The 16,848-nt window shown below is 52.0% G+C and carries 16 protein-coding genes; 8 read left to right on the top strand and 8 right to left on the bottom strand.

All coding sequences use genetic code 11. From position 1 onward, the window contains the following. Positions 1-59: 59 nt before the first annotated feature. Positions 60-947 (bottom strand): YghX family hydrolase, encoded by an 888-nt coding sequence (gene yghX / locus CJP72_RS03535; RefSeq protein WP_162379510.1) that lies wholly within the window; start codon positions 945-947, stop codon positions 60-62. A 156-nt stretch (positions 948-1,103) separates the two neighbouring features. Between yghX and CJP72_RS03530 the strand changes: the two genes are divergently transcribed. Then, positions 1,104-2,144: an aldo/keto reductase gene (locus CJP72_RS03530; RefSeq protein ID WP_162379509.1), complete on the top strand. Its 1,041-nt coding sequence runs from the start codon at positions 1,104-1,106 to the stop codon at positions 2,142-2,144. Positions 2,145-2,235: 91 nt separating this feature from the next. On the opposite strand, the gene CJP72_RS03525 is transcribed toward CJP72_RS03530, so the two are convergent. Further along, positions 2,236-2,739: an ESA_00282 family adhesion-associated protein gene (locus tag CJP72_RS03525; protein WP_162379508.1), complete on the bottom strand. Its 504-nt coding sequence runs from the start codon at positions 2,737-2,739 to the stop codon at positions 2,236-2,238. Positions 2,740-2,846: 107 nt separating this feature from the next. Between CJP72_RS03525 and CJP72_RS03520 the strand changes: the two genes are divergently transcribed. Together CJP72_RS03520 and CJP72_RS03515 are read left to right on the top strand one after the other, a co-directional pair. Continuing rightward, a complete protein-coding gene (locus CJP72_RS03520; protein ID WP_162379507.1) occupies positions 2,847-3,251 on the top strand; it encodes a hypothetical protein in 405 nt (134 codons plus the stop codon). 1 nt (position 3,252) lies between these two features. After that, positions 3,253-3,663: a cytoplasmic protein gene (locus tag CJP72_RS03515; RefSeq protein ID WP_162379506.1), complete on the top strand. Its 411-nt coding sequence runs from the start codon at positions 3,253-3,255 to the stop codon at positions 3,661-3,663. A 138-nt stretch (positions 3,664-3,801) separates the two neighbouring features. Here CJP72_RS03515 and exbD read toward each other — a convergent pair whose 3' ends face one another. Then, positions 3,802-4,227, bottom strand: a complete 426-nt coding sequence (gene exbD / locus CJP72_RS03510) for a TonB system transport protein ExbD (protein ID WP_162379505.1) — start codon at positions 4,225-4,227, stop codon at positions 3,802-3,804. A 6-nt stretch (positions 4,228-4,233) separates the two neighbouring features. Further along, positions 4,234-4,968 carry a tol-pal system-associated acyl-CoA thioesterase gene (gene exbB, locus CJP72_RS03505; RefSeq protein ID WP_162379504.1) on the bottom strand — a complete coding sequence of 245 codons (735 nt, stop codon included), beginning with the start codon at positions 4,966-4,968 and terminating at the stop codon, positions 4,234-4,236. Between the two features lie 253 nt (positions 4,969-5,221). On the opposite strand from exbB, the gene metC reads away from it, so the two are divergent. Continuing rightward, positions 5,222-6,409, top strand: coding sequence for a cystathionine beta-lyase (metC, locus tag CJP72_RS03500; protein WP_162379503.1), 1,188 nt, complete (start codon positions 5,222-5,224; stop codon positions 6,407-6,409). 131 nt (positions 6,410-6,540) lie between these two features. Continuing rightward, positions 6,541-7,200 (top strand): DedA family general envelope maintenance protein YghB, encoded by a 660-nt coding sequence (gene yghB, locus CJP72_RS03495; protein ID WP_162379502.1) that lies wholly within the window; start codon positions 6,541-6,543, stop codon positions 7,198-7,200. A 38-nt stretch (positions 7,201-7,238) separates the two neighbouring features. On the opposite strand, the gene CJP72_RS03490 is transcribed toward yghB, so the two are convergent. Beyond that, positions 7,239-8,138 carry an AraC family transcriptional regulator gene (locus CJP72_RS03490; protein ID WP_162379542.1) on the bottom strand — a complete coding sequence of 300 codons (900 nt, stop codon included), beginning with the start codon at positions 8,136-8,138 and terminating at the stop codon, positions 7,239-7,241. Between the two features lie 193 nt (positions 8,139-8,331). On the opposite strand from CJP72_RS03490, the gene yqhD reads away from it, so the two are divergent. The 3 genes from yqhD (at position 8,332) to CJP72_RS03475 (ending at position 12,076) form a co-directional block, all read left to right on the top strand. Next, on the top strand, positions 8,332-9,495 hold the full coding sequence (gene yqhD / locus CJP72_RS03485) for an alcohol dehydrogenase (RefSeq protein WP_162379501.1): 1,164 nt from the start codon (positions 8,332-8,334) through the stop codon (positions 9,493-9,495). A gap of 104 nt (positions 9,496-9,599) precedes the next feature. Then, positions 9,600-10,427 (top strand): 2,5-didehydrogluconate reductase DkgA, encoded by an 828-nt coding sequence (gene dkgA, locus CJP72_RS03480; protein ID WP_162379500.1) that lies wholly within the window; start codon positions 9,600-9,602, stop codon positions 10,425-10,427. Positions 10,428-10,672: 245 nt separating this feature from the next. Beyond that, positions 10,673-12,076, top strand: a complete 1,404-nt coding sequence (locus CJP72_RS03475) for a DASS family sodium-coupled anion symporter (RefSeq protein ID WP_238339990.1) — start codon at positions 10,673-10,675, stop codon at positions 12,074-12,076. Between the two features lie 104 nt (positions 12,077-12,180). Here the strand turns inward: CJP72_RS03475 and CJP72_RS03470 are convergent, their stop codons facing one another. From CJP72_RS03470 to plsC, 3 genes are all read right to left on the bottom strand, one after another. Next, positions 12,181-14,394 (bottom strand): YgiQ family radical SAM protein, encoded by a 2,214-nt coding sequence (locus tag CJP72_RS03470; protein WP_162379498.1) that lies wholly within the window; start codon positions 14,392-14,394, stop codon positions 12,181-12,183. Between the two features lie 108 nt (positions 14,395-14,502). Then, positions 14,503-15,915 carry a cell division protein FtsP gene (gene ftsP / locus CJP72_RS03465; RefSeq protein WP_162379497.1) on the bottom strand — a complete coding sequence of 471 codons (1,413 nt, stop codon included), beginning with the start codon at positions 15,913-15,915 and terminating at the stop codon, positions 14,503-14,505. Positions 15,916-15,986: 71 nt separating this feature from the next. Then, on the bottom strand, positions 15,987-16,724 hold the full coding sequence (gene plsC, locus CJP72_RS03460; RefSeq protein ID WP_162379496.1) for a 1-acylglycerol-3-phosphate O-acyltransferase: 738 nt from the start codon (positions 16,722-16,724) through the stop codon (positions 15,987-15,989). Positions 16,725-16,848 lie beyond the last annotated feature (124 nt).

The following is a 16,848-nucleotide window of genomic DNA, read 5'->3' as shown; positions in this document are numbered from 1 at the left end:
AATGGAAACTATTATTATTCAATGTCAGGTCTTAATACTGACAAACAGATTCATAGCTTTCATCGTAAATACTTTTCGAACCAGGCCAATGTACGTTGCCAGGCAAGATCGGCGGCGGATTTGTCATAGCGCGGCGTCGAATCATTGTGAAAACCGTGATTTACCCCAGGGTAAATATACGCTTCAAAGACTTTATTATTTGCTTTAAGTGCCGTTTCATAGGCGGGCCAGCCCTCATTTATCCGCGTATCCAGCGCGGCATAGTGTAATAACAAAGGCGCGTTGATTTTGGGAACATCTGACACCGGAACCTGGCGCCCATAAAAAGGAACCGCGCAGGCCAGTTCCGGATACGCGACCGCCGCCGCATTCGAAACCCCGCCACCATAGCAAAAGCCGGTGATACCGACCTTGCCCGTCGCTGCGGGATGACGCTGCATAAACTCAATAGCGGCAAAAAAATCATTCATTAATTTTGTGGGGTCGACCTGTTGTTGCAATTCGCGACCTTTATCATCGTTGCCAGGGTAACCGCCCACAGAACTCAAGCCATCTGGCGCCAGCGCAATGTAGCCTGCCTTCGCCACTCGCCGCGCCACATCTTCGATATAGGGATTCAGCCCACGATTCTCATGAACGACCACCACAGCGGGGGTTTTACCTTCGGCCTTTGCGGGCCTGACCAGATAACCGCGCACGTCGCCATGCCCGTTAGGTGACGGATAGGTAATGTATTCCGCGACAATATCCGGGTCGGTAAATTCCACCTGCGTTGCCAGTGCATAGTTCGGTTTCAGCAGGTTAAACAACGCAAGCGCCGTCATCCCCCCCACAGCGTACTTCGCAGCAAGGTTGAGAAACTCACGTTTGGAGATCTTTCCATGCGCATAGTAGTCGTAGTAATCGAGCAGTTCTTGCGGAAAATCTTTGGCTGTTAATCTTGGCATAACCTCACTCCGACGCGGATGTTTTGTTAAGCAAAGCATAGCAGCGTATTTTTGCCCAATATTTCATCTCAATGTGACCTGGCGTACGGGACATACCTGATGCAGCCGCTAGAATAGAAACGGTGTTTTGAAATCCAACAGCTCTAAGGAGATTGCATGACCTGGTTAGCTAACCCTGAACGTTATGAGCACATGCTGTATCGCTATTGTGGGAGAAGCGGTTTGCGTTTGCCTGCGCTGTCACTGGGCTTGTGGCACAGTTTCGGTCACGTTCACGCGCTGGAATCACAGCAAGCCCTGCTGCGCAAGGCATTTGATTTAGGTATCACCCATTTTGATTTGGCCAATAACTATGGACCGCCTCCGGGCAGCGCGGAGGAAAATTTTGGCCGCCTGTTGCGCCGCGATTTTGCGAACCATCGCGATGAGCTGATCATCTCCACCAAAGCCGGATACGACATGTGGCCGGGTCCTTATGGCGCTGGCAGTTCACGTAAATACTTGCTGGCGAGTCTCGATCAGAGTCTGCAACGAATGGGACTGGATTACGTTGATATCTTCTATTCGCACCGGGTCGATGAAAATACGCCGATGGAAGAGACGGCTTCTGCACTGGCTCAGGCGGTACAAAGCGGGAAAGCGCTTTATGTCGGTATCTCTTCTTACTCCCCCGAACGTACTCAACAGATGGCTGACCTGCTGCGCGAATGGAAGATTCCGCTGCTGATCCACCAGCCCTCCTACAACCTGTTAAACCGCTGGGTTGATAAAAGCGGTCTGTTGAATACGCTGGAAGCCAACGGAACAGGTTGCATTGCCTTTACACCGCTCGCCCAGGGCCTGCTCACAGGGAAATACCTGAACGGTATCCCGGAAGGTTCCCGCATGCAGCGCGAAGGGAAAAAAGCCCGCGGCCTGACGGAGAACATGCTCACCGAAGAGAATATTACCAGCCTGCGTTTGCTCAACGAGATGGCGCAACAACGCGGACAGTCGATGGCGCAAATGGCATTAAGTTGGCTGCTGAAGGATCCCCGCGTCACATCCGTGCTGATTGGCGCCAGTCGCCCTGTACAACTGGAAGAGAATGTTCAGGCACTGAATAACCTGACGTTCACCGCTGAAGAACTGACGCAGATTGATAAACATGTCGCAGATGGCAAACTGAATCTGTGGCAGGCATCATCAGATAAGTAAAGACATTGCGCCGGGCGGCCTATTTCGCCTTACCCGGCCAGTGAGTGAACCCCGTTTCCGGCCATTCCTCCCCCCTCAGATTCACAGGCGCTCAAACGTCATCCGGTTTTACGGGTACGCGCTGATACTCAGGCCACACCAGCGCGACCAGGGAGGGATATGCCTCCAGGCTGAACTCCTGGAAACATTGCCGCAAATTGAGGACATCAAGATCAGAATGCGAGACCTTTTCTCCATTCAAACAACGTTTTTTAATATTGTCATAGTATTTGTACACCGCCGAATTAAGATCGCTACAACGCCTTTGTGCGTCAAACAAGCCTGGCGTTCCATTCAATTCAGCCACCGTCATCCGTTTTATCGTGGCGTGAAGAAAATCGATATATTCATGGTTAACTCGCCAGTACCATACTGGTGTAATAGCATTCATGAGCGATGAAAAATGATCTTCACCTTCTTCTTTCGTCATCGGTTCTTGCGGGTGGGTTGCGCTTGCTCCCGATTCAGAATAATTTTTATTAAGTCCTCGCATCAGGACAAGTACGCCAAAGGTAAGCAATAGCAGGGTTATAACAGAATAAAAAATACTGTTCATTTATTGACTCCATTTTTTTTGATTTTAAAATTACGCCATGTTATTGTCAATGAAACCTGCCTTATAAACACACTCGTCATACTATTGTCAGGAAAGGATATTACAGCATGCTTCCCGAGCATCTTGTCCCGTCTCGTTTTCATCTATCGCCTTCCCCCGCAGGCCCCAGCACCGCTGCAAAGAGTGAAAATTTAGCTCAGGGAAAGAAAACACTCAGCGATTATGAATCAGAAATTTTAATTAGTGCCAGCGCTACTGGCCAGTCCAGGAATATGCTACTTGAAGAACGCGACCGTCATTTAAAAGATCGACTGTATCGTGTTGCTAAAATTGAAACGTTTGCCCGCCTCATAAATGCACTGCAGGCTGAAGGGGAGATTGATGCGCAAACCGTCAAAAATATAATGGCAGAAACAACCGCAAGGATAAATGACGATGGTAATAAAATTTGGCTTAATTTAATTACCGGGGAGAAAAACACTCCTATCTTTTATTCACTGGAAGATGAGTAAAATGAAAGACGTTGAGGATAATAATGTTTATTTAGCTTTAGATAGCGATAAAAGTGATGAATTTATCTTAAAGCAAAATCTTGCAGCGCTTATTGCTAATAAAAATGCCATCCTTGAAAAGGTGGCGCAAGAGATGGTGTCAATTCCCGCAGAGCTTGTGCGGTTAAAATGGCAAAACCGCCGTGAAATTTATGCCCTTCAGGTAAAGGAAGAGATCTACGGCGCGATCATCAACACCCTCACAGAACAACGCCCGGAGCTGCATGCCAAAATCATGGCTCGCCTGGAAAGCAGTTGGCAGCACTTGCTGGAGCGGGAAACCGCCACATTACGTCTGACCCGTAAACTTTCCGATGGCAATTACCGGACAGCCAATGTTACGACGGTAGCGCTGGATGAAAATCGACGATAAACGCGAAAAGAGAAGTGTACAGGGGACGTTTTCAAGGTCAAATGTTGTGCGTAGCGTTGTGCCGGGCGACAACACCAGACCAGCCAACGAGCCACAGATAGCAGGCCGGACAGGTCTAATCACCGTCCGGCAAAACGATTACTTCGCTTTTGCAACCTCTTCACCAACCAAACCAATTTTCAGGTAACCCGCCTGGTGAAGCGAGTCCATTACCTTCATCATGGTTTCGTAATCAACGGTCTTGTCTGCGCGGAAGAAGATAGTGGTGTCTTTCTTTCCTTCGGTCAGCGTATTAAGCGCGTTGATCATGGTTTCATCCGTGACCTGATCGTTGCCAATGAACATGGAGTTATCGGCCTTCACAGACAGGTAAATCGGTTTTTCCGGACGGGGTTGCGGCACACTGGAAGAGGCAGGCAAATTCACCTTCACATCCACTGTCGCCAGAGGCGCAGCCACCATAAAGATGATCAGCAGAACCAACATAACGTCGATAAACGGCGTCACGTTGATTTCATGCATTTCACCATTATCGTCCAGATTTTCGTTAAGACGCATTGCCATGAAACATTATCCTACGCGTAATTTCTGCGCGGTACGTACCGGCTGGGCCGGGGCGCTCGCGTTCAAATCCAGATCACGGCTTTGCAGCAACAACACCTGTGCCGCCACGTCACCCAGCATCGCTTTATAGCTACCAATCTGACGAGCAAACACGTTGTAGATAACCACGGCAGGAATGGCCGCTACCAGACCAATCGCCGTTGCCAGCAGTGCTTCTGCGATACCCGGAGCCACAACAGCAAGGTTAGTGGTTTGCGTTTGCGCGATACCGATGAAGCTGTTCATGATGCCCCATACCGTACCGAACAGCCCCACAAAAGGAGAGATCGCACCGATAGTCGCCAGATAGCCGTTACCCCGTCCCATATGACGACCCACGGCTGCGACGCGGTGTTCCAGACGGAACCCAGTACGCTCTTTAATCCCTTCGTTATCTTCACTGCCTTCTGACAGTTCCAGTTCATTTTGCGCTTCGTTTATCAACATCGCGCTGTAGCTTTTCGCGTCAAACTCAGCCGCAATATTACTTGCCTGATTCAAAGAACGCGCTTCAGCCAGTTGCTCCTGCTCGCGCTTGAGTCGACGCTTCTGCGTGAAATGCTCAACGCTTTTGCTGAAGAAAATAGCCCAGGTGACCACTGACGCCAGAATCAGACCAATCATCACACACTTAACCACAATGTCGGCGTGCTGATACATACCCCAGACGGAAAGATCCGTCTGCATCAAATTATTACCCACTCTGTATCTCCAGGACGCAAATCACAAAATCTGAGCGTAATAATATCAAAACGACGTCGAATTGATAGTCGTTCTCATTACTATTTACATACTGCAGCACCTTTGGTTTCTTTTCCTTGCGCTTACGCAGTAAAAAAGTCACGAGAGGATATTTTGATAAAATTTTCTACTTTATCGAGATTCCTCTGGGTGCGTGATGCCGCATTCATGCTAGTTTAGACATCCAGACGTATAAAAAAACAGGTCGTGCGACATGGCAAAAAAACACCTTGATACTCAATTTGTGAATGCAGGACGCAGTAAAAAGTACACCCTGGGATCGGTAAACAGCGTGATTCAACGCGCTTCTTCCCTGGTATTCGAGACAGTAGAAGCGAAAAAACACGCTACCCGTAACCGCGCCAATGGCGAGCTTTTCTATGGCCGTCGCGGAACGTTGACCCATTTCTCTCTCCAGGAAGCGATGTGCGAACTGGAGGGCGGCGTCGGATGCGCCCTGTTCCCCTGTGGTGCGGCAGCCGTCGCCAACACCATTTTGGCTTTCGTCGAGCAAGGTGATCACGTGCTGATGACCAACACAGCCTACGAGCCAAGCCAGGATTTCTGCACCAAAATTCTCGCTAAACTCGGTGTGACCACGGGCTGGTTCGACCCTATGGTCGGCGCAGACATCGTAAAACATATTCAGCCCAACACCCGAATCGTTTTCCTGGAGTCGCCGGGTTCCATCACAATGGAAGTCCATGACATCCCAGCGATTGTTGAAGCCGTCAGACGAGTTGCGCCTGATGCGATTATCATGATTGATAACACCTGGGCCGCCGGAGTGCTATTTAAAGCGCTGGATTTTGGAATCGATATCTCTCTTCAGGCGGGGACAAAATATCTGATTGGTCACTCTGATGCGATGGTCGGTACGGCAGTTTCCAACGCTCGCTGCTGGGATCAACTGCGTGAGAACGCCTATCTGATGGGACAAATGCTGGATGCCGACACGGCGTACATGACCAGTCGCGGTTTACGTACATTGGGCGTGCGCCTGCGTCAACATCATGAAAGCAGCCTGAAAGTGGCTGAATGGCTGGCAAACCACCCGCAAGTGGCGCGCGTCAACCATCCTGCGCTCCCCGGCAGCAAGGGTCATGAATTTTGGAAGCGCGATTTTACAGGCAGCAGCGGTTTGTTTTCATTTGTCCTGAACAAAAAACTCAATAATGATGAGTTGTCAGCCTATCTCGACAACTTCAGCCTGTTCAGCATGGCTTACTCGTGGGGAGGGTTTGAATCCTTGATTCTGGCGAATCAACCTGAGCACATTGCCGCCATTCGCCCGGAAGGTGTGGTGGATTTCAGTGGAACACTTATTCGCTTACATATTGGTTTAGAAAATGTTGACGATCTGATTGAGGATTTAGCCGCAGGATTTGCCCGGATCGTGTAAAGTTGCCGCCAATGGACATAATTGCAGACACTTGCAGCAGAAAAGTCTGTGTTTGTTGCGTCCGGGATCAAAGCGTCCCGGGCAATTCAGGAGTACAATAGGCACTTAAACGCGGTTCCACAGGAAAGTCCATGGCTGTCATTCAAGATATTATCGCTGCGCTCTGGCAACACGATTTTGCTGCGCTGGCGGATCCACATGTTGTTAGCGTTGTCTACTTTGTGATGTTTGCCACACTGTTTTTAGAAAACGGTCTGTTGCCAGCATCCTTTTTACCGGGAGACAGCCTGCTGATACTGGCAGGAGCGCTGATTGCACAAGGTGTGATGGACTTTGTACCCACCGTGGCGATATTAACCGCAGCGGCAAGTCTGGGATGTTGGCTCAGCTATATTCAGGGTCGATGGCTGGGAAATACGCAAACAGTGAAAGGCTGGCTGGCGCAGCTACCGTCCAAGTACCATCAACGCGCAACCTGCATGTTCGACCGGCACGGTCTTCTGGCTCTGCTCGTTGGGCGCTTTTTGGCATTTGTTCGCACTCTGTTACCCACGATGGCGGGAATTTCCGGACTCTCTAACCGCAGATTCCAGTTTTTTAACTGGCTGAGTGGTCTGCTGTGGGTTGGCGTGGTGACCAGTTTCGGCTATGCGCTCAGCATGATCCCCTTCGTCAAACGCCATGAAGATCAGGTGATGACGTTTTTGATGATCCTGCCGGTTGTCCTGCTGACGGCAGGTTTGCTCGGCACACTGATCGTCGTCATCAAGAAAAAATACAGCAACGCCTGAGCACTTTCTCTTTCCCGGCTTCATCAGCCGGGAATCCGCTAACTTCCCTGTATCATCCGAATTCTCGCCGCATCTTCACCCGGCGTAACGCCAAAATAACGTTTAAATTCTCGGCTAAACTGCGACGCACTCTCATAGCCAACCCGCATCGCAGCGGCGCTCGCTTTCATCCCGTCATGAATCATCATCATACGCGCCTTATGCAGCCGGTAGGATTTCAGGTATTGCAGCGGCGAGGTGCTGGTGACCGATTTAAAATTATGGTGGAACGCGGAGACGCTCATATTTGCCTCTGCCGCCAGTTGCTCAACATTAAGGTTTTCGGTGTACTTATTTTCAATACGCTTTAGCACGCGGCTAATCAGGCTAAAATGTGTCTGGCGGCTCACCAGCGCCAGCAACGCTCCACCACGCGGTCCGGTCAACACATGGTAAAGTATTTCACGGATGATCTGTTTGCCGAGGATACGGGCATCCAGTGGCCGTTCCATGACGTCTAACAGCCTCTCCGCAGCGCAAAGGATCTCATCTGATAGCGTGGCGGAGTTAATCCCGCTCGCCGCTATCGACGGCTGAAAGAGATCGTCTTCGCCGATGTCCATCAGCAACTCCTGCAATTGCAGGATATCCACATTCAGGCGAATACCGGCCAGGGGGCGTTCTGGCGTCGCATAAGTTTCACATTCAAAGGGTAAAGGTACTGTCAGCAGCAGATATTCATTGGCGTCGTAGCGAAATACGCGCTCATTGATATAACCGATTTTATGTCCGGAGAAGAGAAATATGATGCCAGGCTCATACATCACCGGCGTACGCAAGCCAGGCTCAGTGCCATACAGCAAGCGGATATCAGGAAGCAATGCGCTAAGGCTCTTCTCATTGTTTTTCAGCTGCTTAATTTTATCTGTCAGCAGGAGACAGGTCTCTTCTCGGTTCATAACGCGCCATTTTGTCATCGGTTTACCACCTCTACATAGTGCGCATTTTTATCCGTTTTCTCCAGCCCTCTGGAGAAATAGGCAAGACATTGGCAGAAATGAGCATTGAGAGGCGCGCTGCTGAAGACCACAATATTCACCATCAGGCAGACATTCACCTGCCCTCTTTTCTACCCACATAAGGGAACGAACAATGAACAATTTTAATCTGCATACCCCCACCCGCATCCTGTTCGGCAAAGGCGCTATCACCAATCTGCGCCAGCAAATTCCGCAGGGTGCCCGTGTGTTAGTCACCTACGGCGGTGGAAGCGTGAAAAAGACCGGTGTTCTGGCCCAGGTACATGACGCCCTCAGCGGTCTTGATGTGCTGGAATTTGGTGGAATTGAGCCAAACCCGTCGTATGAAACGCTGATGAATGCCGTCAAAATAGTGCGTGATGAGAAGGTGACGTTCCTGCTGGCTGTGGGGGGCGGTTCCGTCCTGGACGGTACCAAATTTATCGCCGCCGCCGCACACTACGCAGAGGGCGTTGATCCGTGGCAAATTCTGGAAACCCGTGGCAGCGACGTGAAAAGCGCGGTCCCGATGGGCTCCGTTCTGACATTGCCCGCGACCGGTTCCGAATCTAACTCTGGCGCGGTTATCTCGCGCAAAACCACCGGCGATAAGCTGGCGTTTATGACGCCGTTTGTGCAGCCCGTCTTCGCTGTACTGGATCCGGTTTACACCTATACGCTGCCACCGCGTCAGGTTGCCAACGGTGTCGTCGATGCGTTCGTGCACACGGTAGAACAGTATGTCACCTACCCGGTCGACGGAAAAATCCAGGATCGTTTCGCGGAAGGTATTCTGCTGACACTGGTTGAAGATGGCCCGAAAGCGCTGCAAGAACCTGAAAACTATGATGTCCGCGCCAACGTGATGTGGGCGGCGACGCAGGCGTTGAATGGTCTGATTGGCGCTGGTGTCCCCCAGGACTGGGCAACCCATATGCTGGGTCATGAACTCACCGCCATGCACGGCCTCGATCATGCTCAAACTCTGGCTATCGTTCTGCCAGCGCTGTGGAATGAAAAACGCGACACCAAACGCGCCAAACTGCTGCAATACGCCGAGCGCGTCTGGAACATTACGGAAGGTTCTGAGGAGCAGCGTATTGATGCCGCTATCGCCGCCACCCGCAATTTCTTTGAGCAATTAGGCGTCCCTACCCGCCTCTCGGATTATGGTCTGGACGGCAGCTCTATCCCGGCGTTGCTGGCAAAACTCGAAGCGCACGGCGGTACAAATCTCGGTGAACATCAGGATATTACGCTGGACGTCAGCCGCCGTATTTATGAGGCGGCGCGCTAAGGTTTTTTCGCTTCAGGCTTTCGTTTTTGGGCATTTCGTCCAGACTTAAGTCACACAACCTCACCGGGGCTATGCTCCGGTGAGCTCATATGAAGGAGGAACGCATGGCTACACCAACCATTATCAAGCTTCAGGATGGCAATGTAATGCCGCAACTGGGCCTGGGTGTCTGGAAGGCGAGCAATGAGGAAGTGATCTCCGCCATTCATAAAGCGCTGGAAGTGGGGTACCGCTCAATTGACACTGCTGCCGCGTATAAGAATGAAGAAGGGGTCGGCAAGGCGTTAAAAAATGCGGGCATAGCCCGGGAAGATCTGTTTATCACCACGAAATTGTGGAATGACGATCAGAAACGTCCTTATGAAGCACTGCAGGAAAGCCTGGACAAACTGCAACTCGACTACGTGGATCTCTACCTGATGCACTGGCCTGTTCCTGCTATCGATCATTATGTTGCAGCATGGAAAGGAATGATCGACTTGCAAAAGCAGGGGCTGGTGAAAAGCATCGGCGTATGTAACTTTCAGGTCAATCACCTCCAGCGGTTGATCGACGAAACGGGTCTGGCGCCGGTGATCAACCAGATCGAACTACACCCTTTGATGCAGCAACGCCAACTTCACGCCTGGAATGCCACCCACAAAATCCAGACAGAATCCTGGAGTCCATTGGCGCAGGGTGGCGAAGGGGTATTTGATCGACCCATTATTCGCGAGCTGGCGGACAAATATGGCAAATCTCCCGCGCAAATTGTGATTCGCTGGCATCTGGACTGCGGTCTGGTGGTGATCCCGAAATCCGTCACACCTTCACGTATTGCGGAAAACTTCAACGTCTGGGACTTCCGTCTCGATAAAGATGAATTGAGCGAAATTGCTAAACTCGATCAAGGAAAACGGCTGGGCCCGGACCCGGATCAATTCGGCGACTAACGCATCCACTTTCCTTCCTGAAGCCCGATTTTCTGTCGGGCTTTTTTCATTTTGAAATACACCGAAACATTATCCGCCTGATTCTATGTATATTTCCTGTCAGCTCAGGTGCAGCATTATATTGTTAACCATTTAGTTACCCATGGAAACTATACTCACCATAACTGATAACAATATTTTATAGGTGGCTCATTGTGAAGGAAAACAAATCCCAGGGCGTCAAATGGCTCCCGCTCATTATCATTATGTTGATCACTGTTGGACTGTGGCAACTCCCCCCACCCACCGGGCTAACGGTACCCGCATGGCACTCGGCCATTATCTTTGTCGCCACTATCGCGTCGATTGTTGCAAAAGTATTACCCATTGGCGCTGTAGGTCTCATTGGCATTACGGTGTTTGCTCTCGTCTATGCCGCCGGGGATAAAACCGCCAGCGGCGCAATTACCACAGCACTGAGTGAACTCAACAGTTCGCTGATCTGGCTGATTGTCGTGGCATTTATGATCGCCCGGGGATTTATCAAAACCGGGTTAGGTCGGCGTATCGCTTTGCAGATGATCCGGCTGCTAGGCAAACGTACGCTGGGGCTCGCCTACGGCCTGGCCTGTGCCGATCTGATCCTCTCCCCAGCGATGCCAAGTAACACCGCTCGCTGCGGCGGGGTGATTTACCCTATCGCCGACTCACTGGCGCGCAGCTTTAATTCACGACCAGAAGATGAGTCCCGCAGTAAAATCGGCACCTTTCTGATCACCTGTATCGGGAACGTGAATGACGTGACCGCCGCGCTCTTCATGACGGGCTACACCGGTAACCTGCTGGCGGTCAAATTGGCGGCAAACGCCGGCGTCACGTTAACCTGGGGAAGCTGGTTTCTGGCGGCGCTGCTGCCCTGCCTGGTCTCGCTGCTTCTCGTCCCTCTTCTCGTCTACTGGTTGACCCGCCCGGAAATCAAACATACTCCCGATGCCCCCAATATCGCACGCAAAGAGCTGGCGGAAATGGGAAGCATGACGCGGGGTGAATGGTTGATGCTGGCAACCGTCGGCGTCCTGCTGGTGCTGTGGATTTTTGGTGATGTGTTGGGCGTGGATGCGACAACGGCCTCGTTTGTCGGTCTCTCCATTCTGCTGCTGAGCGGCGTCCTCAGTTGGGAAGATGTCAAAAGCGAGAAAGGCGCATGGGATACGTTGATCTGGTTTGCGGCATTGTTAATGATGGCAAACCAGTTGAAGAAATTAGGTTTCACCAGCTGGTTTGGTAATCTGATTGGTGACAGTATCGGCAGCACAATGCAGGGCACCAGTTGGGTGATCGTTCTGCTCATCCTTAATGCCGCTTATTTCTATACCCATTACTTCTTCGCCAGCGGTAACGCTCAGATCGCCGCACTGTATGCTGTATTTCTGGGTGTTGGCCTGCACCTGAATATACCGGCTGCGCCGATGGCGCTCATGCTGGCGTTTACCAGCAGCCTGTATTGCTCTCTCACCCAGTACACCCACGCACGCGGGCCGATCCTGTTTGGTGCAGGATATGTCCCAACGGGGGTGTGGTGGCGAACGGGTTTTGTCATCAGCCTGTTTAACCAGGCGGTCTTTTTGACCGTGGGCCTGGCATGGTGGAAAGTGCTGGGTCTGTACTAAGCGTATGAAGCGGGCCGGATGGCGGTGCACGCCCCTTTTCCGGCCTACCTATCGTAGAGTGAAACGAAAGCCCGATTAGCGTTAGCGCTACCGGGCAGCAGGGCTTAGCGCGCAGGTTTAGCGCGTTTTTTCGCCCCTTCAGACGGTTTGCGCGACGGTGTTGACGGCGCTTTCTTCTTGCTCACCGGTGTCTGACGCTGATGCTCCACTGGCGTGTGCTTGGTCAGCGCCGGGCGAGTATTACGGTTTTGACGACGCGCTTCGCGCATCTCTTCCAGCGTAGGTGCCGGCACCAGACACTCACGGCGACCGCCGATCAGATGCTTTTTACCCATCTCTTCCAGCGCCTGACGGATTAATGGCCAGTTAGCCGGATCGTGGTAACGCAGCAGCGCTTTATGCAGGCGACGCTGTTTGTCCCCTTTCGGCACCACCACATCTTCACTCTTATAACCAATTTTACCCAGCGGGTTTTTCCCGGTGTAATACATGGTGGTTGAGTTCGCCAGCGGCGACGGATAGAAGTTCTGCACCTGATCAAGACGGAAACGACGCTGTTTCAGCCACAGTGCCAGATTCACCATATCCTCATCTCGCGTACCGGGGTGCGCAGAGATGAAGTAAGGGATCAGATACTGCTCTTTGCCCGCCTGTTTCGAATAGGTATCAAACAGTTCCTTGAAGCGGTCATAGCTGCCCATACCCGGCTTCATCATCTTCGACAATGGGCCTTCTTCGGTATGTTCCGGCGCAATTTTCAGGTAGCCGCCGACATGATGGGTCGCCAGCTCTTTGATGTAACGCGGGTCTTCTACGGCGATGTCATAACGGACCCCGGACGCGATCAGGATCTTTTTGATGCCCTTCAAATCGCGGGCGCGGCGATAAAGATTAATCGTCGGCTCATGATTGGTATCCATATGGGGGCAAATATCCGGATAAACGCACGACAGGCGGCGACAGGTTTGCTCCGCGCGCGGTGACTTACAGCGCAACATATACATGTTCGCCGTGGGGCCGCCGAGGTCAGAAATGATGCCCGTAAAACCAGGAACGGTGTCACGAATCGCTTCGATCTCGTTGATGATCGAATCTTCCGAGCGGCTCTGAATAATGCGCCCTTCGTGTTCTGTGATCGAACAGAAGGAACAGCCGCCAAAGCATCCACGCATGATGTTGATCGAAAAACGGATCATCTCATAAGCCGGGATACGGCTGTCGCCATACGCCGGGTGCGGCACACGCTTGTACGGCAGGTCAAAAACACTGTCCATCTCTTCAGTAGAGAGCGGAATCGCGGGCGGGTTGATCCAGATATAGCGATCGCCATGTTTTTGCATCAGCGCACGCGCACAGCCAGGGTTGGTTTCATGGTGCAAAATACGCGAAGCATGCGCATACAATACTTTGTCGCCCTTCACCTTCTCAAAGGATGGCAACAGTACGTAGGTTTTCTCCCACGGCTTCGGACGCGGCGGCTGCACAGTCACTGCTTTTGCTTCCTGCTTTTTCGGCGCAACCGGTTTGTTATCCGCGCACAGCAAGTCTTCGCCATACGGATGCGGGATAGGATCGATTTTACCCGGCGTGTCCAGACGCGTGGAATCCACGCCGCTCCAGCCCGGGAGCGCTTCTTTAACCATAATCGCAGTGTTACGTACATCGCGGATCTGATCGATGGTTTCCCCCATCGCCAGACGGTGCGCCACTTCCACCAGCGGGCGCTCGCCGTTGCCGAACATCAGCATGTCAGCTTTGGAGTCCACCAGTACCGAACGGCGTACGGTATCCGACCAGTAGTCGTAATGGGCGGTGCGACGCAAGCTGGCTTCGATACCGCCGAGGATCACAGGCACATCTTTCCACGCTTCCCGACAGCGCTGGGTGTAGACCAGCGTAGCGCGATCCGGGCGTTTGCCCGCCACGTTATCCGGGGTATAAGCATCATCATGGCGCAGTCGGCGATCGGCGGTATAGCGGTTGATCATCGAGTCCATATTGCCAGCGGTAACGCCGAAAAACAGATTCGGTTTGCCCAAACGCATAAAGTCGTCTTTGCTATTCCAGTCCGGCTGAGCAATGATACCGACGCGGAATCCTTGCGATTCCAGCATACGACCACAAATTGCCATACCAAAACTCGGATGATCGACATACGCATCACCGGTAACCAAAATAATGTCGCAGCTATCCCAGCCAAGTTGGTCCATTTCGTCGCGTGACATCGGCAAAAAAGGTGCGGGACCAAAACAGGCTGCCCAGTACTGAGGCCAGGAGAAAAGGTCTCTGTCTGGCTGGATCAGGGATATTGCGCTCATAACACTTCCAAAAATGGTAAAAAAATAATCAAAGGCCGGCGATTATAAGCCGGAACGAATGAGAAATCGAAAGGTATTCTTATCTCGCCCTCACGGGCGAGAAGAGGATTACGGCGCGGGGTTCACCAGTAACTGCCCGATAGAACCACGGTCCGCCATTTCCAGGGTCTGGCTGGAAAAATAGAACGGGAAATGCGCCCAGGACGGTTGTCCGTAATACACCAGCAGCTCTACCTGGCCATCCACCCACACGGTGTCTTTCCAGCCTCTGTCTTCCGGGAACGGAATTGCGCCGTTCACGTTACGAATCAGGAAGGTAACACCCTCAATGTGGAACGACTGCGGCAGATCGGCGCGCACCGTCCAGCGCTCCCAGGTGCCCTGTTGAGCGGTAATATCAGTACGGTTGACATCCCACAACTGCCCATTAATACCCGGATCGTCGCCCAGACTGATATCCCGACTGCGAATCGGCGCACCGCTCAGGATTTCCGTCGGCAACAGGCGCATCGGCAGATTGTCAGTCACCAGCGGCAGAAGTCCCGTCGGACGCAATGTCAGCACCAGCGTCGACACCAGAATACTGGAAGGCTCAAAGAACCCACGGATCCGGTCGACAATGCTTGCCGCTTCGCCACAGGTAATCGACACCTCATCACCGTTGGTCATATCGACCAGGATCTCACGACGCTCGCCTGGCGCCAGCGACAGTTGTTTCACCGACACGGGTGCAGGCAAAAAGCCCTGGTCGCCCGAAATCACATGCAGTGCACGACCGTCACTCATCTGTAAAAGATAGCGACGTGAGTTGGACGCATTTAGCAAACGCAATCGCACCCAGCCACGAGAGACTTCCACATACGGGCTTTGTACGCCGTTAACCAGCAAGGTGTCGCCGACAAAGCCGCCGCTTCCCGGTTCGCTGTACTCTGGCGCACCAAAATTATCCAGCCGTTTGTCCTGGATGATGATGGGGAAATCATCCACACCGTAATGGTTAGGGATCGGCAGAGACTTGCTCACTTCATCTTCTACCAGCCACATCCCGGCCAGGCCGTTGTACACCTGTTGCGCGGTGCGGTTCGGCGTATTTGCGTGATACCACAAGGTGGTGGCGCTCTGGCGAATCGGCAGCACCGGTGCCCAGTCAGCATTCGGCGACATCATACGCGCCGGACCGCCCATCAGCGGCCCTGGCACCTGAAGACCCGCGATGGTCATCGAGACGTTTTCAGCCAGCCGGTTACTGTAGATAAGTTTGACGTCATCCCCTTTCCAGACGCGGATCGTCGGTCCCAAATAGCGGCCATTGATGCCCCAGACCGGTGCGCGAGTGCCTTGTGTAAAGGACCAGTGCGCGCGCTGCAACGTCATAAATAATGGTTGTCCACGACGGGACTCTAACAGTGGCGGAACAGGCAACGGTTGCTGCTGTCCGGCAGCATGTGCTCGCAGCGGAACAGCACCAGCACAGAGTGCGATCCCTGATGCCTGAATGAACTGACGCCGACTGAGTGACATATATGCTCCATGTAAAACTGGCTAAAATAATGCGCAGGAAATCATATTCCGCAAATCTCTCACTAACCGGCTCACACCTTGCCGGTCGCTTCCCGTTCTGCGACTTCTTTATCGAGCTCTTCGATTTTTTGTTCCATCAGTGTACGGCAATGTGCCGCGAGCTCCCGAACCTGATCTTTACCAAAGGCGCTGATATCAATCGGCGGCAACATCTCAACGATCACCAGACCATTGTTCAGTCGGTTAAGTTTAATCTTATTTGAGGTATTGGATACGCACACGGGAATAATAGGTACGCCTGCTGCAATCGCGGCATGAAACGCCCCCGTCTTAAACGGTAACAGACCACGCCCACGGCTGCGCGTGCCTTCCGGGAACATCCAGACGGAAATACGGCGTTTCTTAATATGGCGTACCACCTGCGCAATGGTACTGTGCGCTTTGGCCCGGTTATCTCGGTCAATCAATAAGTTGCCGGTTAACCAATACAACTGACCGAAAAACGGTATCCATAACAGGCTTTTTTTACCAACGGTAACGGTAGGCGGTTGCACAATATTCGCTGCCGTAACCATGTCGTAATTATTCTGGTGGTTAGCGATATAAATGGCATTGCCGTGGTTTTTTACATCGGCAGGCAAACGACATTCCACCTTCAGGCCATACAGAGGGGCCAGGCGACCAAACATACGACCAAATGTCGCGACGTGCTTAGGATTTCGCGGACTGAAGAGACAGTAAATACACCCAAAAATACAGACCAGAACACAGTAAATAACAGTAATAAAGAGACGAAAAATATATAGCATAACAACCTCTGAAGCCCTAAGAGCCTACTTTTGTACGTCACCTGCTATCAGGTTAGGGCTTTGTTAAGAGCGGCTCTCTGGAAAAGCGTATTGTTAATCGCAACGCACGAATAAACAACGGTTT

Source organism: Citrobacter sp. NCU1 (assembly GCF_010231475.1).
GTDB lineage: Bacteria > Pseudomonadota > Gammaproteobacteria > Enterobacterales > Enterobacteriaceae > Citrobacter_D.
Note: the sequence above shows the minus strand (reverse complement) of the source record. Positions and strands in the feature narration are given on the sequence as shown.

What these genes read in the sequence shown, in the direction of transcription:
- yghX (WP_162379510.1), bottom strand. Translation starts at nt 947, where the DNA reads ATGCCAAGATTAACAGCCAAAGATTTTCCGCAAGAACTGCTCGATTAC.
- CJP72_RS03530 (WP_162379509.1), top strand. Translation starts at nt 1,104, where the DNA reads ATGACCTGGTTAGCTAACCCTGAACGTTATGAGCACATGCTGTATCGC.
- CJP72_RS03525 (WP_162379508.1), bottom strand. Translation starts at nt 2,739, where the DNA reads ATGAACAGTATTTTTTATTCTGTTATAACCCTGCTATTGCTTACCTTT.
- CJP72_RS03520 (WP_162379507.1), top strand. Translation starts at nt 2,847, where the DNA reads ATGCTTCCCGAGCATCTTGTCCCGTCTCGTTTTCATCTATCGCCTTCC.
- CJP72_RS03515 (WP_162379506.1), top strand. Translation starts at nt 3,253, where the DNA reads ATGAAAGACGTTGAGGATAATAATGTTTATTTAGCTTTAGATAGCGAT.
- exbD (WP_162379505.1), bottom strand. Translation starts at nt 4,227, where the DNA reads ATGGCAATGCGTCTTAACGAAAATCTGGACGATAATGGTGAAATGCAT.
- metC (WP_162379503.1), top strand. Translation starts at nt 5,222, where the DNA reads ATGGCAAAAAAACACCTTGATACTCAATTTGTGAATGCAGGACGCAGT.
- yghB (WP_162379502.1), top strand. Translation starts at nt 6,541, where the DNA reads ATGGCTGTCATTCAAGATATTATCGCTGCGCTCTGGCAACACGATTTT.
- CJP72_RS03490 (WP_162379542.1), bottom strand. Translation starts at nt 8,138, where the DNA reads ATGAACCGAGAAGAGACCTGTCTCCTGCTGACAGATAAAATTAAGCAG.
- yqhD (WP_162379501.1), top strand. Translation starts at nt 8,332, where the DNA reads ATGAACAATTTTAATCTGCATACCCCCACCCGCATCCTGTTCGGCAAA.
- dkgA (WP_162379500.1), top strand. Translation starts at nt 9,600, where the DNA reads ATGGCTACACCAACCATTATCAAGCTTCAGGATGGCAATGTAATGCCG.
- CJP72_RS03475 (WP_238339990.1), top strand. Translation starts at nt 10,673, where the DNA reads ATGTTGATCACTGTTGGACTGTGGCAACTCCCCCCACCCACCGGGCTA.
- CJP72_RS03470 (WP_162379498.1), bottom strand. Translation starts at nt 14,394, where the DNA reads ATGAGCGCAATATCCCTGATCCAGCCAGACAGAGACCTTTTCTCCTGG.
- ftsP (WP_162379497.1), bottom strand. Translation starts at nt 15,915, where the DNA reads ATGTCACTCAGTCGGCGTCAGTTCATTCAGGCATCAGGGATCGCACTC.
- plsC (WP_162379496.1), bottom strand. Translation starts at nt 16,724, where the DNA reads ATGCTATATATTTTTCGTCTCTTTATTACTGTTATTTACTGTGTTCTG.